At 40.9% G+C, this 13,825-nt stretch carries 15 protein-coding genes and 1 pseudogene; 2 read left to right on the forward strand and 14 right to left on the reverse strand.

All coding sequences use genetic code 11. From position 1 onward, the window contains the following. Window positions 1-52 precede the first annotated feature (52 nt). Window positions 53-682 carry a TetR/AcrR family transcriptional regulator gene (locus NST16_RS14345; RefSeq protein ID WP_326227720.1) on the reverse strand — a complete coding sequence of 210 codons (630 nt, stop codon included), beginning with the start codon at window positions 680-682 and terminating at the stop codon, window positions 53-55. 251 nt (window positions 683-933) lie between these two features. Between NST16_RS14345 and NST16_RS14350 the strand changes: the two genes are divergently transcribed. Continuing rightward, on the forward strand, window positions 934-1,917 hold the full coding sequence (locus tag NST16_RS14350) for an amidohydrolase family protein (protein WP_340887245.1): 984 nt from the start codon (window positions 934-936) through the stop codon (window positions 1,915-1,917). Window positions 1,918-1,974: 57 nt separating this feature from the next. Here NST16_RS14350 and NST16_RS14355 read toward each other — a convergent pair whose 3' ends face one another. The 11 genes and pseudogenes from NST16_RS14355 to NST16_RS14405 all read right to left on the reverse strand — a co-directional run bounded on the left by NST16_RS14355 (window position 1,975) and on the right by NST16_RS14405 (window position 9,092). Then, the gene (locus NST16_RS14355; RefSeq protein WP_340887246.1) at window positions 1,975-2,823 is read right to left on the reverse strand and encodes an NmrA family NAD(P)-binding protein; all 849 of its coding nucleotides are present in this window, start codon (window positions 2,821-2,823) and stop codon (window positions 1,975-1,977) included. Continuing rightward, window positions 2,820-3,272: a nuclear transport factor 2 family protein gene (locus NST16_RS14360; protein ID WP_168747136.1), complete on the reverse strand. Its 453-nt coding sequence runs from the start codon at window positions 3,270-3,272 to the stop codon at window positions 2,820-2,822. The genes NST16_RS14355 and NST16_RS14360 overlap by 4 nt, the downstream gene beginning before the upstream one ends. 81 nt (window positions 3,273-3,353) lie before the next feature. Next, window positions 3,354-3,935: a TetR/AcrR family transcriptional regulator gene (locus NST16_RS14365; protein WP_340887248.1), complete on the reverse strand. Its 582-nt coding sequence runs from the start codon at window positions 3,933-3,935 to the stop codon at window positions 3,354-3,356. A gap of 110 nt (window positions 3,936-4,045) precedes the next feature. Next, window positions 4,046-4,432 carry a spore coat protein gene (locus NST16_RS14370; RefSeq protein WP_340887249.1) on the reverse strand — a complete coding sequence of 129 codons (387 nt, stop codon included), beginning with the start codon at window positions 4,430-4,432 and terminating at the stop codon, window positions 4,046-4,048. A 136-nt stretch (window positions 4,433-4,568) separates the two neighbouring features. After that, complete coding sequence (locus tag NST16_RS14375) at window positions 4,569-5,288, reverse strand: YebC/PmpR family DNA-binding transcriptional regulator (protein WP_010333282.1); 720 nt, start codon at window positions 5,286-5,288, stop codon at window positions 4,569-4,571. Between the two features lie 169 nt (window positions 5,289-5,457). After that, entirely contained in the window at window positions 5,458-5,637 is a 180-nt protein-coding gene (locus NST16_RS14380) for a phosphatase RapH inhibitor (protein ID WP_106021538.1), read from the reverse strand. Further along, complete coding sequence (locus tag NST16_RS14385) at window positions 5,627-6,769, reverse strand: Rap family tetratricopeptide repeat protein (protein WP_340887252.1); 1,143 nt, start codon at window positions 6,767-6,769, stop codon at window positions 5,627-5,629. The genes NST16_RS14380 and NST16_RS14385 overlap by 11 nt, the downstream gene beginning before the upstream one ends. Window positions 6,770-6,969: 200 nt before the next feature. Then, complete coding sequence (locus tag NST16_RS14390; protein WP_010333280.1) at window positions 6,970-7,296, reverse strand: lysozyme inhibitor LprI family protein; 327 nt, start codon at window positions 7,294-7,296, stop codon at window positions 6,970-6,972. A 346-nt stretch (window positions 7,297-7,642) separates the two neighbouring features. Next, window positions 7,643-8,080: a hypothetical protein gene (locus NST16_RS14395; protein ID WP_010333279.1), complete on the reverse strand. Its 438-nt coding sequence runs from the start codon at window positions 8,078-8,080 to the stop codon at window positions 7,643-7,645. A gap of 212 nt (window positions 8,081-8,292) precedes the next feature. Beyond that, window positions 8,293-8,748: pseudogene (locus NST16_RS14400) on the reverse strand (hypothetical protein); the annotation flags it as partial. Between the two features lie 125 nt (window positions 8,749-8,873). After that, a complete protein-coding gene (locus NST16_RS14405; protein ID WP_340887253.1) occupies window positions 8,874-9,092 on the reverse strand; it encodes a toll/interleukin-1 receptor domain-containing protein in 219 nt (72 codons plus the stop codon). A gap of 910 nt (window positions 9,093-10,002) precedes the next feature. Here NST16_RS14405 and NST16_RS14410 point away from each other — a divergent pair. Continuing rightward, on the forward strand, window positions 10,003-10,125 hold the full coding sequence (locus tag NST16_RS14410; protein ID WP_340887255.1) for a helix-turn-helix domain-containing protein: 123 nt from the start codon (window positions 10,003-10,005) through the stop codon (window positions 10,123-10,125). 174 nt (window positions 10,126-10,299) lie between these two features. Here the strand turns inward: NST16_RS14410 and NST16_RS14415 are convergent, their stop codons facing one another. Both NST16_RS14415 and NST16_RS14420 read right to left on the reverse strand, forming a co-directional pair. Then, window positions 10,300-11,199, reverse strand: coding sequence for a restriction endonuclease (locus NST16_RS14415; RefSeq protein WP_340887257.1), 900 nt, complete (start codon window positions 11,197-11,199; stop codon window positions 10,300-10,302). A gap of 438 nt (window positions 11,200-11,637) precedes the next feature. After that, entirely contained in the window at window positions 11,638-13,512 is a 1,875-nt protein-coding gene (locus NST16_RS14420) for an ATP-binding protein (RefSeq protein ID WP_340887258.1), read from the reverse strand. Window positions 13,513-13,825: the final 313 nt, after the last annotated feature.

A 13,825-nucleotide genomic window follows, 5' to 3' on the forward strand; every position in this document is an offset into this window, starting at 1 on the left:
AACAATGACCTTAATAGGTATGAGACAGGAGGCGTCATTATGACTGAAATTCTTAATAAGGAAGCTTGATTTGTTTTTCTATCCCCGCTATCCGGAGCGGTCCCAAGAGCGTTAAACGTGTTAATTGATTCGCCATAAATAAAGGACTGTACTTCATGCCGCTCTCCAGCCAGGAACAAATCACCCCGATATGGGCGGAAGTGATATAGCTGACCAGTATCTCTTTCGGGATCTGAAGCTGTTTCTCAGATTCTTCAATAGATGAAAGCAATTCCTCGTAAATTCGTTTCTGAACGAATTCCGCCATCAAACTTCTGAATTGAGGAAGCCCTCTGTCACTCAGCATCACTTGAAAGTACTCGGCGTGTTCATGAATGTACTCAAAGAGCTTCACAAATGAAACAGGCGGATGATCCTCATTAATAATGACCGGTTCCACCGGCGTCTCTGGTTTAACCTGCCGAATTAAATCATCGAGAACCTCCGTCATGCTTTGAAACAGAAAATCCTGTTTATCCCGATAGTGCAAATAAAAAGTGCCGCGGGTCAGATCCGCTTTTTCAGTAATTTCCTGAATCGTAATCGAATTGGCTTCTTTTTCTTTCAACAGTGCGATTAATGCGTCTCTTAAAAATTTGTTCGTTCTTTTGACTCTCGGATCTACTTTATTTTTTTTAGACATTTTTTACCTCCTTGTCTAACTTTTATTTTCTTCTGGACAAATCATCTGCTGATGTCTTCTTCTAAACGTTTGCACGTTCTCTGTTTATTGACCTTTTCCCAAAATCTACTGTACCATGAACTTACATCTTGTACATGATGTAAAGTAATAAACACATTGTTCATTACCTATTGAAACGAAGCTTCGTGACGTAAAATGAGTGCACTCCATCTGATCTACACCAGACATGAAAAAGAGAGGAGCCTTTTGACATGAATGGAAAAATCGCATTAGAAGAGCACTGGGAATCTCCTGATTTTCCGGCAACAGGAAGTCACAATTTTACTGACGATGAATATTTCAGCGCTGTCCAACAACGCTTGCAGGAATTCGAAAAACGGATCGAAGACATGGATAAAAACGGCATCCAAACGTCAATTCTCTCATTGACACAGCCTGGTATTGAGGGCATCACCGATCCTGACAGAGCTGTAAAACTCGCAAAGCAAATGAACGATCACGCTGCGGAATTCTTCGTTTCCAAACATCCAGACCGTTTTAAAGCATTTGCGGCGGTTCCGCTTCAAGATCCTGAAGAAGCAGCGAAGGAGCTGGAGCGGGCAGTAAACGAAATCGGCTTTGTCGGTGCCTTGGTCAACGGCTACAGTAATATAGGAGACGAAAATACCGCTCAATATTTAGACGAGCCACAGGTACGCCCTTTCTGGGAGAAAGCTGCACAGCTTCAGGTTCCCGTCTATCTGCATCCGCGTATTCCGCTGCCAAATCAGCAGCGTATTTATGAAGGCTACGAAGGCCTCCTCGGCTCAGCATGGGGCTTTGGCGTTGAAACAGCAACACACGCCATCCGCCTGATTCTCAGCGGCCTGTTTGACGAATATCCGGATTTGACCGTAATTCTCGGACACTTAGGCGAGGGTCTGCCGTTTACGCTGCCGCGCGTCGAGCACAGACTGCGCCATCAGCGCCCTGAGACCCATGGAAACCATAAAAAAGCGCCGACTGAATACCTCCGCAAAAACTTTTACCTCACAACAAGCGGCGTATTCAGAACACAGGCATTAATTGATACATTGTTAGAGGTCGGCTCAGACCGCATCTTATTCTCGGTGGACTACCCGTATGAATCGATGGAAGAAATCTCTTCCTGGTTTGACCAGTGTCCAATCAGTGAAACGGACCGAATGAAAATCGGCACCGAAAACGCGGCAAGTCTTTTTAAACTCAATAGATAAAAAGAAGACCTTCGGCAGAGCCGAAGGTCTTTCTAGATCGTTCAGTCTAAAATGAGATCAGCGTTTCCAGTATGCAGCATGAGCAGCCGCAAACTCAGTCAGCGAACGGGGTTCTTTTCCTGTCACACGCTTCACTGTATCCGTTACCCGATGTTCCGCACCATGGCTGATCGCTTCATCTAATTCCGCCATAAAGCGCGCGTAATCCGCAGGCAAACCCGCTGTTTCCATCCTGTTTTTCAGCTCGGAAGAAGAAATGCTGACATGCGTCACCGGACGTCCCGCCATGGCTCCGATGATCTCCGCCGCCTCAGCGTAGCTCAGCACCTCAGGTCCCGTTAGCATATGATGAGTATTATGAGGCACAATGTCAATCAAAGCACGCACTGCTGTTTCCGCAATATCATCGGCATCAATAAAACCAAGTTTTCCCTCACCCGCCGCCGTGATAATGTGCCCCTCAGTTTGAATGGACATGCGATGCTGGACATTGATGAAGTTTTGCATGAAGTATGACGGCCGCAGCACCGCCCATTCCGGAAACCCGCGTACTGCACGATGCAATGCCCCAAACACAGGACCATCCTCAGAAACAGCGGACGCGCTGAGCATCACCACACGTTCAGCACCGAGCCGCTTTGCTTCCTTTAAAAATGGAAGCACATAAGGAGACGGATCAAACACACCAACCGGCGCAACGAGGTAAATCCGCTTCACCCGCTCCAATGCAGGCGTAAAGCTGGATTCATCCTTCCAATCAAAATATACATACTCCGCATTGCTAATCTCGCCCTTTTTCCTGCTCGCGATGCGAACGCTGTAACCCTGCTCAATTAACCGTTTAGCAATCCGGCTCCCTGTCGTGCCGGTTCCTCCCGTAATTAGAATCTGATCGTGACTCATCATTTTTCATCCTCCTCTGTTTGTATAAATGTTTCAATGGTTTCTCCAAACGTCTTATTGACGACAAGCGGATTCCAATAATCCTTATAATGCAAAATGCTGCCGTCCTTCGTTTCAATCACACTGATATAGGTTTGCCGGTAAGGCAGCCCAGTCGCGATCGCATAGCCTTCACATTGAAACTCCGCAATGATCGTGTTTGTATCAGCCGAGCGATACACTGTCGGAGCAGTAAACGCAGAAATATGAATGTTATCAGGAAAATCCTTAATATAATCGTAAATGGCCGCCTTTCCTTCAATTCTTTCCGGAAATCCCTCTGGCGCATAGGGAAACTCCAATACGGCATGTTCATCCCACAGCTCTGTCCAGCTCTCCATATCCTTTTCAAGCATATATTGCATAAATTTATTCAGTGTGTCACATGCTTTTTCGTATTCCGTCATCATCATGGATCATCACCTCGTATTTTATTTTAGACCATTCAGTCCGAAAAATGCGTCAAAGGGCTAAGCACCCTTTATCAAAAAAAGTCAATCAAGGACAGATAAACTCACTTCAACATAATCCTGAAGCTGGTCAAAATCAGCAGAAACCTTAGCGATAAACGTCAGAGACAGCCTGCTCTGGTTTAAATAACGGGCAAGCGCCGATATATCAAGATGCTTCTTCAATTCTCCTTCAGCCTGTGCCCTTCTCAGCGCCTGATAAAAGGCCGTCTCAAGCTGTTTCGTCTGTCCTTCAAAGTACCGGGCAAGGGCCGAATCATGCGGGATTTGTTCAATAGCGCTGTTGATGATAAAACACGCCTTTGAACGTTCAGGATCTTTCAGGGCATTCACACCCTCCTGAAAAATATCACGAATGGCTTCTTTGACAGATCCCGGCGCCTCGAGCCTTTCCACAACAGCCGCGTTTTTTCCTTCAAGATACGTTTTCACAGCGGACAAAAACAAATCCCGCTTCGTTCCATACGTATCATACAAACTCTGGCGCGCAATACCTAAATGAGAAAGCAGCTCTTGCAGCGACGTGCCTTCGTAGCCGTACTCTCCAAAAACCTCTATCGCTCTGCGCAAAACAAGCGCGGTATCGAATTCTTTATTTCTACCCAAACGAATATCACCTCCTACAAGAAGATATTACCTTTTCCAGACTGAACAGTCAAGAAAAAGAAAAACAAAAAACACCCTTGATCAGCAAGAGTGTCCGTTTTTCACGCTTTTTATTTATGGCCGTCTTTTCCCCAGTTCCCCATTTGGTGGTGATGGTGCCCATAGTTACCATCATGATGCCCATAATTTCCATCCTGATGGTGTCCGTAATGTCCATCAGGGTAATGGTGGTGATGTCCATCATTATCATAATGCATTCCGTAGCTCGGATAACCCATTGAGCTCGGATAGCCTCCGCTTGGGTAGCCGCCGAATCCTCCAGACATGCCATAACCCGGGCTGCCTGCGCCTCCATAACCTGGATGGCCCATCCCTGTATACATGCCATGGCCCGGATAGCCCGCGCCTCCGTACATTCCGAATCCCGGACCGCCTGCACCATAGCCTGGGTAAGCGCCAAAACCGGGTCCGCAGCAGAAGTGTCTTGTATCAGTCATATCCAATCTCTCCTTCACATAGGTTACAGTCCAGCGTATGAGAAGGTCTTACAGCGCGTATAGACACCCGCCTATAAACTGCTAAAACAATTTCCCGGACAATAAAAAAAGCAGACCATGACAGTCTGCTCATTTTTTATTCACCAAGATCTACGTTATGATACACCTGCTGAACGTCTTCCAAGTCCTCTAACGCGTCAATCAGCTTTTCGAACTGTTCCTTCGCATCCTCAGGAAGTGTCACTTCGCTCTGCGCAAGCATAGTCAGCTCCGCTACCGTAAATTCCTCAACACCTGCGTTTTTAAACGCCTCCTGCACCGCATGGAATTGATCCGGCTCCGCATAGACGATCACGCTGTCATCCTCTTCTAAAATATCGCGGACATCGACATCCGCTTCCATGAGAATTTCAAGCGCTTCATCAGCCGTTTTGCCTTCCACACCGATAACAGCCGTCGCGTCAAACATATAAGCGACAGATCCGCTCACACCCATGTTCCCGCCATTTTTTCCGAACGCCGCACGCACTTCCGGCGCCGTACGGTTCACATTATTCGTCAGCGCATCAACGATAATCATTGATCCGTTCGGCCCGAAGCCCTCATAACGAAGCTCATCATAATTTTCTTCCGCTCCGCCCTTCGCCTTCTCGATCGCACGTTCAATGATATTTTTCGGCACGCTGTAAGTCTTCGCGCGCTCAAGCACAACCTTCAGCGCCTGGTTGGATTCCGGATCAGGCTCGCCCTGCTTCGCCGCCACGTAAATCTCACGGCCAAACTTTGCGTAAACCCGACTCGTATTTGCGTCCTTAGACGCCTTCTTTTCTTTAATATTGTTCCACTTACGGCCCATGATGCTCCACTCTCTTTCATATATATCAATCTAAATACTGTTATTCACTTTACCCATTATACCTCAAATGGTTTGGTTGTTTCGAGTGTCTTGCGTTAGAAATAGAAGGAAGGCGGTAGTTTAAAAGTACGAGACGACACAAACTTCCAATAAAGCAAGAAAAAAAGCCCTAACTAAGGGCTTTCTTATCCTGATCAGTCATGACATGATGAGGGGAATGATCGATATACGTCGTGTTTCGATCCGTTGATTCCTTAAAACCGCCGGACTGTGTCAAGAAAGGAACTGCAATGCTTCCGCAAATAAGGGGAACAGCAAGACACATCATCACTTTTTTCTTAATAAGCATATAAACACTCTCCCTTTTGAATATCTTCTTGCGCTTTCAGCACTTTCCGATAAAACGCAGCAGCGTGCTCAAAATGACAGCGGCTTTCAAAAACAGCGGCAGCGCTGCGGGCACATGCTTCAATGTAAGCGTGCAAGTTCTTTTTTTCGAAATAGCTTAAAAGATCATGAATTTTGCGTTCGTCAACAATCTCTTTGTACACTGCCTGTAAGAACAGATACAATTCTTTATAAAATTTGTGGGCTCCCGCATTTGGATGGGTTGTGATATGTTCTAATCCTTCTTCTATTAGCTGAAACGCCTGCTGTTTTTGTCCAGCTTTGCATAATGTCCAGCTTAACCCAAACAAGACTTTCGGCAGCAAATCAGGGACCGACTCTCTGCTTACTTTCGCCGCTTTTTGGAAGTACTCAATGGCCAAATCATATCTTCCTGACCTGTCATAACTGTTGGCGATGTTCAATAAAGAGATGCCAATGAATCGGTCGTTTTGAATATCCATTGCCAGCTTCAGCGCCTTTCTTAAATGCGGGAGCGCTTTATCATAGCATCTGAAGTCATCATAATTTCCCGCTATGACAAACAAGCTTTGTATTCTTCTCATGCTATATAACGGATGGTCTTGATAAATGTCTAAGGCTTGAAGGATATGATGCATCGACACATGGGTTTGCTTCATATGGTAATACGCTTCTGCCACTTTAAAATGAAATTCCGCTTTCTCAATTTCATCTGACAAAAACGGCAGTTCCTTCTCCGCCTCGCGATAAAAACCGATCGCTTCCACATATTCTTTTTGATCAAATTCATACATGCCGCGAAAAAATAAAGAGTAGTATTTCAAAAGGCCTGTGAGTTTTTTCTGAGGAGTTTCAATCGTTTCCAGAAGCTCTGTCACTGTAGGGCGATTCCCATATGTTTGTCCCGGCTCCAAATAATCCAGCATCAGCTGGTGCCGAAAACACATGAGAGAATAATAGATCAGCAAATCCTGATCCTCTTCCATCTGCTGAATGTCCTTCTCCACCTCCGCTTTCAGCACCTCAGCATCCGGAACACTGAACTGGCGAATCATCTTGTACCATTCATTAATCTTAACACCAACACGCGAAGACGGTATGGCTTGCTTCACTCGCTTCCCTCCTTCTCTGTGAGATATGTCATATTCTATCAATCCCAAATTTTGAAAACAATATGAAAGGAAGAAATTGTTTTTTCATCCTGTCAATTTGTTTTTCTCCGCAAAAAAGGACCCCATGGAAGGGTCCCGTGTCACTTATTTCCTATACGTTTTCACCGATCGTAACAGAGCTCTTTCGTCTGTTTTGCAAGCTATTCCGTTTGGACGACTCGGGATAAAGAACCGACGCCCTCATCATATCTTTTCTGAACTGTAGCATTTCTATCCTTCATCCATTGGCGCTGTTCACTTTTTAGGCCCACCATGACTGAAGCAGAAAGCTGCTTTTGCAAACCTCCGAATATCTCATTCATCGATCCGTCCCACATTTGATAGTTATAGCCGTAATCCTCAATCATTTGATAATCATAGTGTTTTTCTATCTGCTGACAGTTTGGCAAGATAATCTGATTTTGTGCTTTCCGATGCCTGCTAAGGGCTCTGTGTACCAGTTGTATCAGATGATTCGGTTTTCGCATTCTGCTCTTGCTCTGTCGGCTTCGTATAACTCACTTTATTCACGGTTTCTTCCTGATCCCTATCAGAAGCTCAGCTGTCAGAACACGCTGATATATATTCGTAAAATAGATAAAAACAGCGCACCCAATTTATATGTAATTGTCTCTGCTCATCCTTCTGTTCCCCAATGATCGCTAAATTAATTTATAGGTTTTTATATCTTTATTTATCTAAAATCAGATATTAGAACAATATGTTTCTTTTAAATAAACTTTAAAATAGAATTCAAACGCCAAAATGGTAAACTAGGTGATCGTATTAATGTAATTAAAAAAGCTCTCCTTCTTAAAAAGGAGAGCTTTTTCTTCATCTAGTCCATTTACTAGAATATACTGTTTGCATATAGTCTGAATGATCCCAATTATTATAAAGTTTTAGTTTCACTCTAGTCGATGCAGATTTTTTTGCAATGTTTGTGAATGTAACATTTAATTTTCTACCATATGATGCATTTCCAGAAGCTGTATCGATTGTTTTCCAAGAACCGTTTGTATAACGCTGCAGATATAATTTGCAATAAGCAGCACTTTCCCAAGTTCCTGTTCTTCCCATTTCAACTGTAGTATAAACATTCTTATAGTTTTCTGATGTGTGAATATAAGATTTTGATTCTACAGTTGCATGAAAAGTAAAACTCGTAGTTTTACTAACAGCCTTGGCTGAATGACCCGATCCAATGAATACTAGTCCAAATGCCATCACACCCGCAAGAACTAGTGTCATCAAGTGATTTACTCTTTTCATTATCAAATACCTCCATCAAACCAATCAAAATTGTAAAATACAGGACTGTTATACATTATAAACCATGAAACCAAGAATTAAAATATATTTTATAAAATATTTTCTAGTAATCAAAACTAAGCTTTAAATTCTATTATTCAGCTGAAGTGGCATTTGGTTAATTTACTCACCTCGAAACATAAGAACTTGACTCTAAGTTATAGCCTTGGAGTCTAATCAACCACGATAAAATCCTGAACCTTCACCTGTTCCTCAGGCAAATCAAACTGATAAAGCATCTTCTTAGAATGGATATCAAACACACCCACATACCCGCCAATGCCTTTTTTATGTTCTTCCTGGGCAACAACATACAGTTGACTCCCCTTAAACTTTGCATCCATATAAGGGAAATTTAAGCCGTATGTGTGAAAAGAAAAGTCCTTCCCATACTCAAGCAGGTTCGCTTCCCCCTCTTTGTCTTCGTACGTCACATAAAAACTGCCGCTTTCTTTGTCATAGTACACGGTATCAGCATATTCAAGATCATCAGGATAAGAAATATACTTCGTCTTCCATGTCCCTTTTTCAATCACAGTCAGTTCATGCTGCGAGCTCGCGACAATAAATTCCTCCGAGTCTGCGAATGTATCAGCGTATGAGGCTAAGCTCAGGGTTTCTATGATTTCCATACATACCTCTGTAACATTGATGGTATCTGTCCCCTTTTCCCTTCCTTATCAGGTAGTGAAAGTGTAATTAGAGAAAATCTCTCTCTTTTTTTCATCTTTTCTGTAATCGCATAATCAATCTCTTACTCCAAATAACCATCATCAACATAATTAGGGATAACGAAGAATACCGCAGCACAAGAGTCCTCCATCCCCTTCAACAATGCTCTATGAAGTGCTTCACCAGCAGCCATGGCATCCTCATCAAGCCATGGTTCAAAACCTAATAAATAATGATATTCTCGTACAGCTGGTTTATCGATCCCCTTGTGACTTAAGAAAATCTTCTGTGGAAAATTCAAAATTATATCCTACTTTAATATGTGAAAATTTATATTAGGTAATCCAGTTTTTAGATCGTTATCTTAAGACGGGGCGGCTTTTATAATTCCTTTCAACCAACTAACATCATTAAACTCAGAATAGTTATCCTCTATAATTAACCATTTGAACTTTACTTTATACTCTTTCATTTTCTTAAATAACTAATCGGTGGTTAGTTTAAATAGTAGGTATTGTAGAAATTTATGATTAGCCCCTTATCTTTTTTCCAAGGCTGAGGGTCGTCATTGTGAAATTCAATTAGAACTTCATTTTCTTCTTAAGAGTATATGTAGTGTCTTCATTTTATTATCTCCGTTTTGATTTAACAAAGAAGTTATTAATTCAAATAATATTTCTGTACTAATATGCTTATTGAATTGAATCATATTTGGGTGCCCGCAAGTACCATTGCGTTAAAGCTTAACAGTTGAAATTTGACATGTAAAATCTCTAAATGATTTAAATTTAGAATAGCTTTATATATCTTGCTCTTGTTTATGAAGGATCCGCTATATGACTCTGACTCTAAATCGTCCAAAAATTCCAGATTTTCTATTGTCACATCCATTAGATTATTACTAAAGTTTTCTTTAACAAGGAATTTGATAAATTGCTTATCAGTTACATTTATTTGAGAGATGGAATTTTCAAACACTAAGGTTTGCATGAACTTCATTTTTACTAAGAAATATCCACAATACCTTTTCAGTATTTATTAAATAAAACTTATTTTTCACACCGGTCTTTAAAATAACGCGAATTTGTAGTCGACCTTATATTTTTTAATTTGTATTACTTTATATTGTTAAGAATTAGTCCTTATATCCTTATAATGAATTTGTCGAAAAGATCGACTTTAATACTTAAAAAGAAAAAGAGAGAATTATTATGTTTACAGTGGCACAAGTAGCAGAGTTTTTGCAAATGAGCAAAATTACGGTATATGATCTAATTAAGACCGAAAAGTTAAAAGCGTATAAGATTGATCATCATGTCGAGTATAATTCATAATCCACTCCGTTCGTTCCTCACTTCGTGGATGGGGGTCGCTAACGCTCCCCCCTTTATTCTTCTTCCTATAACACTCATTCTTTTAAGGAACATGAGCGCATCGAATTGCTCCGTGCACCTTGACCGAGCGTAGCGAAGGCAAGTGCACCAATTTAAATGGTGCTTAAAAATAAACTATTTTTCTTTGACTGTACCCTTTTTATCAAAAGTCCATCTTGAAATATCCTGATCAAATATTACTTTTTCCTGAGACTCATCTAAATATTTCAATAGGAGCAATGCAATTTTACCACCTGCATCTACCACACTTGTACCTTCTACGCTATAACACATGAATGAATAGTCGAATCCTTTCGTTCCTATTAATGTATCGTTAACATAAATATATTTCACTTCATCAAACATATATTGTCCAGTGGTTTCTTGTCCATTAATTCTTGAAAATCCATTTATTATAGGACTTAGGACACTTTCGTAAGTAGAAACTGCATTTCCCTTCGCATCGTAAAAATAATTAGCCCGAGTATCAGCTTCTTGCTGTAATGTGTCTTTTCCATTTAATGCTTCTTTTAACTTTTCAGTATCGTTTTCATCGTAAATAAAGGATATCTGCGGGGTATCAAACAGTAAAGTTTTGATTGTTATATGAATTTCCTTAATTCTGCCTTCCCAATCTGTTTCCTCAAATTCTCTTAATACTGCAAGTTTAATGTTTTCATCATCTGCAAAATGAACAGCTTCTCTTGTATACCCTTGAGTTGTCACCACAATTGCTTCATCCGGCTTGATCTGATGAACCGCACCATGAAAATCTCTTATTATACTAATGCCAACAGTATTGGCATAATCTTTACACTCAATCAAAACCCTCTTTTTTACCCCAGCCTTCTCAATGACGATATCGATTTGGTGCTTAGTTTTTTTCCCCACCCCAGACAGACGCATATCATGTATAACAACGTCCTGGGTCTCCAACACCTTGTAAACAATAGCTGCTAACTTCTCGTACTTTGTACCGTTTTTCAGCTTTTCTTTTACAACATACTGATCATATATCAAATTCATGCGACTCATTGCTACACCTCTAGTCTTTAAGTTTTTTATACTTTTAAAGAAAGGGCAAGTGTTGCACTTACCCTTTTTAAATATTAACCAGCAAACATCCTTGTTATATCATTAGTAAATACACAATAAAGGCACTTTAATCCACTATTCTTAGGGGAAGCAGGATGATTACATTAGCAAGATGTTCATCCTGACTTACATGCCAATATTGACATTCATGAATGAAAGCATCCTTAATATTAAGAGTGTACTTAAAAATAAAGTATTCGTAATTGTAAAGGTGGTTATGACTAATTAGTCTTGTTCGTAGACAACAATCAGAACATCCTACGTATCCAACTTTAAATCCATTTAAATCATTACCCAGAACGTAACGCCAGTTCTATTGGGTGACTTACAACACTCTTAACAATTTCAGGTGTGAACTTCCTCGGTAAAGCGAACATATTACAGCTGTTCCTTCTCTGCAAGGCTATTTATTGCTACTCCCAATGCTAGACCCCATTGGGAGCGTAACTGGCTAAGCACTGTATCATTATTATCAAAGAAGGACTCGGACTTAGCATAGCTCAACAATAAAAGCATAAAGGCGCGGCGTATCTTTTGTTGTTCAACAGTTTTCGTTCCTTCGTAAATATCAGACTCCTCATCCATTGTCTCTATGCTTCCACATAAAGGCTCAAAAATTTCCTTGTAGAATGGGTGATTAATATTTAAGTTGACAACAATATGTCCTAATAGATGCTTAGTTTCAAAGAAAATGGACTCAGGATACTCTACAGGTACAATACTGTACGGCTTTTCCTCTAACTCCTTTCTTCGTTCCTCAACAGTTTTATCTTCGACCCCCGTTTTGGATGCTGAAGCTGCCAACTTATCAAATTCTTTATTGGCAGTCTCTTGTGAGACATCTGATCCTCTTTTTCCTTTGGCCATAATCTTATCCGCCTCAGCCATTGCATCTTCAGCCCCAGCAAAAATACCTGACTTTTTCGCTTCTAGACGTTTATGTTCACGGCGATCACGCTGAATCTCTTCTCTTAATGATTTGACAGCCTCAGAAATAATATCTCTGATTTTGTCACGTAGCGCAGTTACTGGCTCTGCACCACGTTTTATATAACGGACATGAAAATAGTTATCAAGTTCCGGCGGGAAGGATATCTCACATCCCCACCATCTATCGATATCGAGAGACCTAGCCTGACCTCTTTTTCCAATAATATAAGGTACATGGCCATATAAAACTTCACGATTTGCTCTAAGAATAGAGACTCCTTCATTCTCATGAATTTTTCGGTCTGTAGCAAATTTACCGCCACCAGACTGGTCTTTAATACGCCATTCTTTTGGCAATAGGGTCATTGTTATTTCAACATTAGCGAACTCACCAGGTTTGCCCTGTACCTCAATAGGAATTTTAACAGTTTTACCCCAAAGCCTTGCTTTCATTTTCGTTTTAGGGTCTTCTAGGCTCTTTGGATCCACTTCAAACCGTGTTGGCCCTAATCGATATAAAGGATCATGAAGATAAACCTTTTCCTCATTGATGGTGATGTTAATACCACCATAAATAAACTTTCTAAAAGTTCTACCAATGTAGCTGGATAAACCCTTAGTTTGTTGATCAGCTGCTAAAGCTTTTTCATTAATCTGATCGTATTGCAATCGGTCACAATCTTTTAAAATAATAATTGTGCCGGTACTATTTTCGAGAAATTTACTGTATTCCGCGGGCGGCTCCTTATAAACCGGAAATGGAATATATGCCTTCGCTGGATCTTTGATCACATCCAAGTCTAAGTAGGTATGATAGAATGCGCCATCTTTTTTATCACGGGAGTATAATTCTAGACGCCTTGCAAGTGAGATACCGCCCAGGGTTAAGCCAACACCAAATCGGCCAATACCCAACCCTCCTTTTTTACGAGGGCGTGGACTGTCACCTAGGATCAGTGCACGACTAATTACGTTGTAATCCATTCCTTTGCCGTTATCGATTACAGCAATTTCGTCCATGACTTCTGTAGCTTTTTTGCTATTTTTACCTTTTGAGTTAATTGTCTTCGTCAATATATGAATGTTATTCGCCTCAGCTTCAACAGCATTGTCAATTATCTCACCAAGCCCAGTTGAAATCTCATATTCCGCATAACGCAGTGACTCATACATGTTTCCTGCTTTTACTAATGATGCTCCTTTTTCCTCTAATAGCGGTACAACATCATCCGTAAAAAGTTTCTGTTGACCATACTGTTCAATAGGTAATTCCATCTGTCCTGCGATAACTTTTTCTTTTTCTTTTTCTTTTTCTTTGCTCATATTACTTCACTTCTCCTTTGTAATGGTATGCGAGCCAATACAAAGTGCCCTACAACACAAATAGACCTGCTTATTTAGGCAGATCACATAGCGTTATATGGGCAAAAAGGTAGTATGGTAGCTTCACCTTAGCTATTATTCTATGATGTATATATAAATGAAAGTAGTTTAGTTGTGGTTAGCTTTCATCCTTAACCGTTTTTGACCCATAGCCCCAATGGGGTGCTATGAGACCTGTGTCGGACTCGCTAAGAATAATTTACCACCATTTTCAATAGTTGTAAACCCACAAATTAAAAAATTCTTTTTTGCG

It is taken from the genome of Bacillus sp. FSL K6-1005 (genome assembly GCF_038000225.1).
In the GTDB taxonomy this organism is placed as follows: domain Bacteria; phylum Bacillota; class Bacilli; order Bacillales; family Bacillaceae; genus Bacillus; species Bacillus mojavensis.

What these genes read in the sequence shown, in the direction of transcription:
- NST16_RS14360 (WP_168747136.1), bottom strand. Translation starts at nt 3,272, where the DNA reads ATGATGATGACGGAATACGAAAAAGCATGTGACACACTGAATAAATTT.
- NST16_RS14380 (WP_106021538.1), bottom strand. Translation starts at nt 5,637, where the DNA reads ATGCTTATTAAGAAAAAAGTGATGATGTGTCTTGCTGTTCCCCTTATT.
- NST16_RS14420 (WP_340887258.1), bottom strand. Translation starts at nt 13,512, where the DNA reads ATGAGCAAAGAAAAAGAAAAAGAAAAAGAAAAAGTTATCGCAGGACAG.
- NST16_RS14345 (WP_326227720.1), bottom strand. Translation starts at nt 682, where the DNA reads ATGTCTAAAAAAAATAAAGTAGATCCGAGAGTCAAAAGAACGAACAAA.
- NST16_RS14350 (WP_340887245.1), top strand. Translation starts at nt 934, where the DNA reads ATGAATGGAAAAATCGCATTAGAAGAGCACTGGGAATCTCCTGATTTT.
- NST16_RS14395 (WP_010333279.1), bottom strand. Translation starts at nt 8,080, where the DNA reads ATGAAAAGAGTAAATCACTTGATGACACTAGTTCTTGCGGGTGTGATG.
- NST16_RS14415 (WP_340887257.1), bottom strand. Translation starts at nt 11,199, where the DNA reads ATGAGTCGCATGAATTTGATATATGATCAGTATGTTGTAAAAGAAAAG.
- NST16_RS14370 (WP_340887249.1), bottom strand. Translation starts at nt 4,432, where the DNA reads ATGACTGATACAAGACACTTCTGCTGCGGACCCGGTTTTGGCGCTTAC.
- NST16_RS14390 (WP_010333280.1), bottom strand. Translation starts at nt 7,296, where the DNA reads ATGCGAAAACCGAATCATCTGATACAACTGGTACACAGAGCCCTTAGC.
- NST16_RS14410 (WP_340887255.1), top strand. Translation starts at nt 10,003, where the DNA reads ATGTTTACAGTGGCACAAGTAGCAGAGTTTTTGCAAATGAGCAAAATT.
- NST16_RS14355 (WP_340887246.1), bottom strand. Translation starts at nt 2,823, where the DNA reads ATGATGAGTCACGATCAGATTCTAATTACGGGAGGAACCGGCACGACA.
- NST16_RS14375 (WP_010333282.1), bottom strand. Translation starts at nt 5,288, where the DNA reads ATGGGCCGTAAGTGGAACAATATTAAAGAAAAGAAGGCGTCTAAGGAC.